This window comes from uncultured Clostridium sp., from assembly GCF_937920395.1.
GTDB lineage: Bacteria > Bacillota > Clostridia > Clostridiales > Clostridiaceae > Clostridium_AD.
In genome coordinates this window covers 1-9,066 of the sequence record NZ_CALEVF010000347.1, presented here as the reverse complement: position 1 = coordinate 9,066, position 9,066 = coordinate 1, and the positions used below count along the sequence as shown (strand labels likewise).

Below are 9,066 nucleotides of genomic sequence, written 5' to 3'. Positions count from 1 at the left end.
AATTATTCAAAGTTAGACGTATTTCTATATTTTTTTACACTCAGACTCTTATCTAGGGTTTGAGCTTTTTTTCGCGCCTAACTTCGTATAATTCGCTAAGAATAATGGGAAGTTGACCAATAGCTATTATGGTTCTTTTTTAATATATGGTGCGTTACAATATCTGAAAGTTGCGACACAACTAATGCTTAACACTTACTCATTTTATTCAATTCTATAAAGTAGAATTTCTCAAAACCAAACTTTAGTAAATTGGTACACAAATTTCACAATAATGTTCTTTAATCATTTCAGTCTTGTATCTTTCAAGAATAGGTCTTGTTTCATCCATTTGATAACCTTTCTTGAATAATCCTGGAAAAATTGTAAGCCACGCTTTTTGAACTTCTTCAGCTGTATGTCTTATTTTAAAAACCGAATATTTTCCTCCACGAATGCTACCCTCACTAATATAATTATCACTAATGCAATAATCATTTGAAATAACAAGACATGTATCATAACGACAATTTTCAGGTTCTACTAATTCAGGGTTATCATGGGCAATTCCTAGTATGATAGATTGCTCATTAAGCAGTCCATTGGCCTTAGCCCATTTCTTTAATTTTTCCATTGTTTGAATATTATCCCACCCATAAGGTCCAATTTGTCTAAAATAAGCAATCCTATAAAAAGAAATATTTTCAATCTTTATATTCATAATTTCCCCTTTATTTATAAAGTACATCGATGTCTAAAAACATCATATAATGATTTAAAATAGAAAACAAGACATTTTTTAAAATTACTAAATATGATTTATCGAGGTGTTTATTAATAATTATATTACGAATTAGTTTACCAGTTCGACACAACTGAATATAAAATTATATTCTTTCAGCTCTATAATTTAGAATTTAACGAGTGTATATTATGCTTATAATCTTATTTGTAAATTTAAATCGCTATTTTCTAATGTAGGTGCTTTAATGTCATGAGGTGCCAATATTAGATTATCAATTGGGTATATAAGCCCTATTTCAGAATCATTATAAGCAATTTGTCTTGAATAACGAGAATCAAATGGCTCATCAAAACGCATAACATTTTTTGTATCATCTTCCAATGAAATAAAAGCATGACCGAACCCTTTAGGAATATATATCTGTTTCCGATTATTCTCACTTAATTCCACACTTACCCATTTCAAGTATGTAGAAGAGTCTTTTCGTAAATCAATAGCATAATCAATTCCCCTACCCTTAATACAAAATAATAGTTTAGCCTGTGGTTTTGGGTTATTTTGAAAGTGTATGCCATACAGTGTACCTGCCTTCGCAGAACAATATATGCGTTCCTCTATATAATTAAAGTAAATTTCCCCTTTTTCCAATTCACTTTTACAATACAGTGGATAGGAAAGTCCTCTATTATCAGTATTAAACTCATATTCAAGAATTTTCACTTCTTCTAAAAATGTACTTATAACTTTCAAAAAATCACTCCTTTTCCATCAAATAATTAATTCATAATTCGTATTACTATTTACATCTCTCATATGCCACATTATATTACAATCTCGACGTAATTTATTTATATTAAATCCCACATCATAAGATATGTGTTACTTGCGACTATAAAAATTGTAAAATATATATAATTAATTATTACTTACAAACTTTTCATACAAAATAGAAATTTTTCTTAAAATATCTAAACTTTTAATGTAATTATCTTCTACCTCTAAAGAATGTACAGCTCCATCAATAACATGCAAATCAACTAAATGATTTGTGCCTATTCTAAGAATCTGTTCTTTAGAAATAACTGAATCTTTTGTTCCCACTACTACAATACATTTTGAATTTTCTATATGAGTAAAGCAATTAGGTGTAGGTGTCAGAAATAAATTGTTAACTTTATCATATCCAAGTCGTCTACTAATTTCTCCTGCAATCTCTGTACCGAAACTTTTACTAATAAAATAAATATTTTTATATGAATTTAAAAGCACTAATTTAATTGCTTCATATGACTCTTCTATTATATTATTAATAAACTGATAATTAAATGAATTATTAGTTTTAAAATAACCATATTCTAAACTTAGGACATCACACCCTGAAAGTGATGTCACTTTTCTTGCATAATGAAGTAATGGTTTATCACAACTATATCCTCCACCTGGAAAAATAACAACGATAGAATCGGATTTAATTGATTGACTTATTAACATATTAAATATGACATGGCCCCAAGATGATTTTATTTTAATAAAGGATTTATTCATAACTATTAGCCACCTTTTTATTTTACATTTTACTTATAAGGGTAGTAATGTGGAATTTTAGATTGGAATTCTTTTAAACTAATAATATAATTATCATCATTAAATTCAATTATTGATACACCATCAAATTCCCCAATATTTCTTTCATATTCACATTTAAAATACCATTCAACAACTGTCATACTTGCTTGATTAATAAATTGTTTAATATCCCACTCTATTACTGTCCCTTGTTTATTCCAGTCTTTAAACCATCTTTTAATGCTATCTAATCCATGGTATTCAGGACCATAACATTCACTATAGATTATGTTTGCGTCAAAAGTTGCTGTTAATATTAGGTCATTCTTGTCTAACCAGGATTGAAAATAATTTATAATGATTTGTTCACGTTCAATCAACAATTACACCCCCTAAGATTATATGATTTTGTTCCAAAATAAATACTGCTATGACGTAATAGAAGAAAACTGTGACATAACTACTTAGGTATAATAAATAGATTTTGTGCATTATGAACTTGTTTCAGATTGATTTGTTATATAATATTTAAAACTGTAAATTTTCTATTGAATATTGAAAATCCTTTTCAAAACCTATACTCTCTGAAACTTTATTTGAAGGTATATTATCTTTATTACACTGCCAAAATGGTATTATATTATTTTCGATACAATACTCCATACAAGCTGCTGCTGTAAGTTTTCCATAGCCATTTCCTCTATATTTCTCTATAGTCTCTAACCCAAATTCAAACTCTTTATCACTAACAAATGCCGATAAACACCAGCTTACAACTATATCTCCTTTTATTAAACAGTATCCTATTCCCTTAGAAGTAAAATTGCTTGCCGAGTACCAAAAGGAATTTACCCAACCGTCTACATCATCTATATACTTTAATTCCTTTCTTTCCAAAAGCTTTTCATCAATAATTACCATAGAACAGTCTTTTGGTATATTTTCTCTCCAATTTATTTTTAATACTTTAAATTTATAAACATTTCTATCTATTTTTGTGCAATTTTCTTGCTGTAATAGGGTATCAAGCTTATTGTCAAATTCCTTTGAATAATAGAAATCAAAACATGGTATGTACTTTTTTGCAGCACGCGTCTTAAGCTCTTCAACTATCAACTTATTTATCTCTATATTAAATTCGTTAATATATTCACCTTCAATTAGCAGTTCTCCCATCATGTCCCACACTAAAGCAGTTTTGGGGTTTTCAATATTATCAACGTATATTTCTCCTGGTGTATTCCCATTAATTACAGATTTTATAACGATATTAAAGGTTAATTCTTTAAAAATATGCTCCACTTTTTTATATTCACACAGCTTTAATTTATACATATAATCACTTCCTCACATAAATAAAAAGTTAAAATATATTATTGGACAATATAATACATAGTCGCCATATCTCTGTTATTCTTTTCCCCTATACTCATCAATTAAATATTCATTTTTCCAACTTCTCATTATTAGCCTAATGGGTATATAGATAATTAGAAGTTATAAACCATATAACAGTATTATTTCTGATACGATTTACCGTAAGGATTATAACGTAGACTTTTAAATAACATATTAATTAAAAACATCAGGATTAGCATTGTTTCCATTCTTAACAACAGCCATACCTTCAATAAAAATAAATATTTTTCCATTCCTTCATCAATTAACGAATCCTCATAATCAACTATTGCCGCTATAAATGCACAAACAACCATTTAAAAATCTTTGTAGGCTTGATATCACAAATAACTCCTTATAAATTTAATCATATATCTTATTATTTATATCATCTTAAGATATCAAATGCTCATTTTAAGTAATGCTTTTTATCGCTGCTTGAATCCCAATATCAATTAATTTAGTTGCTATTTGTTCTATTGCTTTAATAGTAAATTGGATTCCTTTTTCTTTCATAACATTTTTTGTTTTACTCCACACATTATCATCTTTTATTTTCTCAAGAAATTCATGTCCTTTCCAAGTAAGAGCTCCTACACCAAAATCTATTATTTCATCATCTGCATAAATACCTTTGTAGTCACTAATAAATTCAGCATCATAACATAAACTACAATGATATGCTATTGTTTTAAAATTATATCCCTCTATTTCAATGTCATATAAAGCAACATCGATATAATTTTTTTCAATATATAATAATATCTTTCTTATAACATCCATATCTCTTTTCATTTTTATCTATCCCCCACTATTAAAAGTTATCTTTTATATTAACTTATTTACGTTGCCAATCTAAAATTCTATAACTTGTTGTTGCTCTAGCTTTTCATACGAGGCATATTTTAATACATCTTCCATCTCAGGACACGCACATATGACGTAACTTGAATGTTCAAACCTTCAAATACTCAATCTATACTTTTCCTCTCCATGTTCTTTCTTCTTATCCAATTCATTATTAACATAGTTCATATGCCAACAAAGTTTTTGGTATACACGTTCTGAATATTCTCCATTACTTTTCATCGCTTCCTCTTTCATCAGCTCAAAACCTCCCTTTAAAAATCTACCTCCAAAATGTTGAACGTTTAAATAATTTAAAAAATATGTATTGTCGAAATCAGGAACCAGATAATTTTTCAATTCATTATTGCCTTTAATTTTTAATATAATATCAGGATCAACTACTACTCTTGGATATATGGCAATACTATTTTCCAAACTATAAGCTTTAAGTAATGCATCTCCCCAAACCATCGTTCATCAAAAAATAATTCTCCAATAGCAATCCCTCCACGAGCTAACCAACCAACTGAATCACTAGCTGCTGTGCATTGAAATAACACTACCCAATTAAGAAGACTTTTTATTGTAAGTATACGTTTCTCATATTCTTCATCTAACTTTTTAACAATAATAATATTGTCAGAAAATATCTTGATTTTCATTCCTTCAAAGTCTTTAATTCCAATTTCTTTTTCACATAAATCTATTACATACCTATATAAATTATATAATTTATTCAAAGGAATCTTCTGACTGTCCTTACTTAACTGCATTCTTGAAGTCACACCTAACATATCTATATATGCAACTACATACTGAGATGTTTCTCTCATATTCATCAATGTTTTCATAAATCATCATAACCTATTATCTCCTTTAAATATTAGAATTTTCTTATATCATTATAAGCAATTTTCTAATTTTCCAATTAAACCTCTAGACAAACAGTGCAAACACATGAGAATAAATAATTACATAAGAAAATTACCAAAACCAAATTTCTATAAATCCGCTTATTATGTTTGTCCTAAAGCATTTTATTGGTGATAGTATAGTATTGTAGACAAACAATATATTAACATTTAGACGTCCGTTTATAAATCAGTGTGACTGTGCAGTAGTTTAGATAAATTTTATCTTCGCTTTGACCCACTAATCATATATTGTTGACAAAAGATTCATACAACTAAATATAGGCTAAAAACACAAATACTATATAATTAATATTTTAATGATTAACTATTTTCTTTAATAAAGTTGTAATAGCATTAATAATCATACTCTGGTGAGCATCTCTTACAAAATCCATCTCCACCCATATTTGACCAAGGCAACACTCTACCACACGAAGTACACGTTGCAACATCGTTATGAGAATAACAATAATCACATATTAAACCCTCATCATTATAGTTATATTCGCCTTCTCTCTCTTGGCACATAATACATAAATCATCTTTCTCAATAAATTGACTTTCAATTACCTCAATATTATCTATTAAAAAATTTTCATAATCAGTATCTAAGTCTTCTAAATCATCATTTTCATAATCAATGTTCCTACTAAGACTAAAATTACCTCTAAATTGGGTAGTACCAATACCTATACCTATATCATATATATCATCTCTTTCATCATCAAAATTAACAAAGCCATTAAATTTAATATGAATTTTAAATTCAACATTATAAATCACTTCATTTTCTTTAAACTCTACAAATACATCAGTTATATTAGGTACAGACGCATCTATCAATTTAATTACGTTGATGTCTCTCGATGAATTATCAATAATTTGGTATGGATCTATCGTATCTATATATTTCTGGAATTCACGTTCAAAATCACCATCTACTTTTCCATCAAAAACTACTTTAATATAGTCTAAAGCATCTAATTCTAACTGAGTGTTAATAGTATTAATATTTAACATTTTTGATAAATTAGGAATTAGTTCATTTAAGGTAATCATATTAAAATGCTTATTGAATTGTACGAATATATCAAATTCTTCAATTAATTCATTTCTTGGCCCGACTATAACTTTTTGGCCATTTTCTTGAGATGTTTCCCACCAATCTTCTTTAGTATCTCTAGTAACAAACAGTATTTCCTTATTATTAAATTTAGCATATTCTAGTATCTGTTTCCAAACTATTAAATCCCCAAACTTTGTTAAGTCATCTTTTTCTCTTGCATCCATATATCCAGGTGGAATTAAGTATTTGTACCTAATTTCACCTTCTTGATATATTTTAATTAAGTCTAAGATGTTATATTCTCTTCCAATGTTACCAGTAGAAATTATTTTTTCTACAAATTCTTCAACTATATTATTTCTTAATAAATTCTTATTTCTTATCTCTTCTTCATTTATACCATCATTAAAACTACTTACTTGTTGACTTAATGCATTAAGATTATTAATAATATTATGTTCTAATATATCAATATTAGGAAAATGAAATTGCTTATATCTAAAAAATTTACTTCCTATGCTATCCAGTGTTGTTTTAATAATACTGTTAATTTCTTTAGGTATATTCTTATACTTATTAAACTGCTGTTTTTTTATTAAATCTTTATTTTTATTAAATTCTACCTTAACCTGAAATGGTATCCACAATTGCTCATTTACATTTGATAGAACATTAATGATATCCTCAGTAGCATCCGCAGAATATCTATAAAGGTCCAATAGAATATTAGCATCAAGCACGATAATTGGGCTTTTATCCCATATTATTTTAAAAACTTCAAAATTTGTAGATTTACTCAAAGTTATTCCCCCTACTATCCTTTAGCAACTCAAATTTAAATAATTCCATTTCTAACACCATATAATACTGTATTCCCGACACTCATGAACACAGTGTTAGTTTAAAGACCTGCCCATTATAGACATTATATGTTGTTTTTAAGTTCCTTATTTATGTAGTAAAAACCTACTGCTTTCTTTAACTTAATTCTACATAAATTTATCTTTTCCTTCAATATTTGTAAAAAGTATAAAAATAAAACCCTAGGTTACCCTAGATCTTCGTAAACTATTTTTTAACTTATCAGTTTTTCTCTTCATCATTACCACATTTGCATAGTAATTTTATCTTGCTTCCTCCTACTTGGTTTCTTGATTGTTTGTTGACATTGTATATATCAAATTAATTTGATGAAAAACTTAAGTATGAGCAAGATATCATATCCAAACCCATTACAAAAATCAGTAACGTAGCATAAAATTCCTCTTTAAAGCATTGCACCCACACTTTTCAATAAAAATAAATATACTATTATAGTAATTCTTTTTATTGATTTCATTTACAAAACAGTTATAAGTCCACTTATTCTTATTTAACCCAGTTATATATGTATAACCGTTTGAGGTGTTTCATTCTGCTACATCAGTAATATTGCATTACTGTAAAACGTGAATCAATTCTGACTTTGTTAATCCATTCCACGCAAAAAAAGGATATTATTACTTTCTGACTATAATATCCTTGTATACACTGTTTTTTTATATTGTATTACTATATTAACCTCTCGATGCCAATTGCTTTTGCTTCATTAAGTATATTGGCAACAGGATTATTGCTTTCTGCTTTTTTACGCACTAAACTAATATATGCTAACAGAAGTTCCTTGGTATTATCATCAGTTGTAGTAACTACGAGTGATTCTAACTCATCAGCATATTTACGTAACCTTTCAGATTTATACCAACTTTCCATTTGCTGTTCCATACTTTCAACTAAGTGCTCTATTTTAACTCTTTCTTCTTCTATCTCATAAAGGATTTCTTTTTCTTTACGTTTTACATCGTTCTCGCGTTCTTTTATAATATTGGCTATTTTTACTGTATTGGATAATCTGCATAGTGCAATTAAAATTTCTCCCAGTTGGTCTTCAATTCTACAATTGCATTTGTCTTCAAACTTTAATAGAACCTCCAGAACCTTGTTTCTTTCACCATAATAATAAATTTCTTTAAATTCCATTATAAGTTCCCCACTAAAAACCTTCTCATATGAAGGTCTAAAACTCTTTTTCACATTTTCTTCTTGAGAATTCGACAACAATGATCTCCGTCTCACCTTGCGCTCAGATATTACAAATGAAACATTATATCCATTGAAATCAATAAATGCGTAGTCTTCTTCTCGTAACTCAACTATAATTCTTCCTTCTAGTTGTCTTATAGCCTTAATCAACGTATCCATGATTCTAAATACCCTACCAATTTCCTTATCTGACACATTAATTGGAATAGCTGCTTTATTATTTTGATATTTAATTTTTGAATTACTGAACATGCTGAAAGTAATGTCTTTAAATTTATGCTCCGCATCACGTGCTTTTCGATATGCCACCTCACTTTGATGAGCCGTAATAAGTGACTCATAAGTATCTATCCTTTTAGGGACCTTGATTTTGCTACACCATTTAAGAAATCTTATTTTTGAGTTTGAAGTTAACAGATCTAAGCTGTCTAATCCTTTGAGCACTTCATCTGATAAATCATCAACAT

At 28.0% G+C, this 9,066-nt stretch carries 11 protein-coding genes; all 11 read right to left on the bottom strand.

Features of this window, described 5'->3' with window-relative positions; translation table 11 throughout:
- Positions 1-244: 244 nt before the first annotated feature.
- A complete protein-coding gene (locus tag Q0649_RS20700) occupies positions 245-700 on the bottom strand; it encodes a GyrI-like domain-containing protein (protein WP_298846338.1) in 456 nt (151 codons plus the stop codon).
- Between the two features lie 216 nt (positions 701-916).
- On the bottom strand, positions 917-1,474 hold the full coding sequence (locus tag Q0649_RS20695; RefSeq protein WP_298846336.1) for a dTDP-4-dehydrorhamnose 3,5-epimerase family protein: 558 nt from the start codon (positions 1,472-1,474) through the stop codon (positions 917-919).
- Positions 1,475-1,639: 165 nt separating this feature from the next.
- Complete coding sequence (locus Q0649_RS20690; protein ID WP_298846334.1) at positions 1,640-2,269, bottom strand: alpha/beta hydrolase; 630 nt, start codon at positions 2,267-2,269, stop codon at positions 1,640-1,642.
- Positions 2,270-2,298: 29 nt separating this feature from the next.
- Positions 2,299-2,670, bottom strand: coding sequence for a nuclear transport factor 2 family protein (locus Q0649_RS20685; RefSeq protein ID WP_298846332.1), 372 nt, complete (start codon positions 2,668-2,670; stop codon positions 2,299-2,301).
- Positions 2,671-2,818: 148 nt separating this feature from the next.
- Positions 2,819-3,625, bottom strand: coding sequence for a GNAT family N-acetyltransferase (locus tag Q0649_RS20680; RefSeq protein WP_298846330.1), 807 nt, complete (start codon positions 3,623-3,625; stop codon positions 2,819-2,821).
- A gap of 182 nt (positions 3,626-3,807) precedes the next feature.
- Entirely contained in the window at positions 3,808-4,005 is a 198-nt protein-coding gene (locus Q0649_RS20675) for a hypothetical protein (protein WP_298846328.1), read from the bottom strand.
- A 97-nt stretch (positions 4,006-4,102) separates the two neighbouring features.
- Positions 4,103-4,483 carry a DUF2513 domain-containing protein gene (locus Q0649_RS20670; protein WP_298846326.1) on the bottom strand — a complete coding sequence of 127 codons (381 nt, stop codon included), beginning with the start codon at positions 4,481-4,483 and terminating at the stop codon, positions 4,103-4,105.
- 168 nt (positions 4,484-4,651) lie between these two features.
- Positions 4,652-4,792: a hypothetical protein gene (locus tag Q0649_RS20665; protein WP_298846324.1), complete on the bottom strand. Its 141-nt coding sequence runs from the start codon at positions 4,790-4,792 to the stop codon at positions 4,652-4,654.
- A gap of 146 nt (positions 4,793-4,938) precedes the next feature.
- Entirely contained in the window at positions 4,939-5,388 is a 450-nt protein-coding gene (locus tag Q0649_RS20660) for a hypothetical protein (protein WP_298846322.1), read from the bottom strand.
- A 417-nt stretch (positions 5,389-5,805) separates the two neighbouring features.
- Positions 5,806-7,317: a PIN-like domain-containing protein gene (locus tag Q0649_RS20655; protein ID WP_298846320.1), complete on the bottom strand. Its 1,512-nt coding sequence runs from the start codon at positions 7,315-7,317 to the stop codon at positions 5,806-5,808.
- Between the two features lie 751 nt (positions 7,318-8,068).
- Positions 8,069-9,066 (bottom strand): hypothetical protein (locus Q0649_RS20650; protein WP_298846317.1); only part of this gene is annotated, 998 nt, incomplete at its 5' end.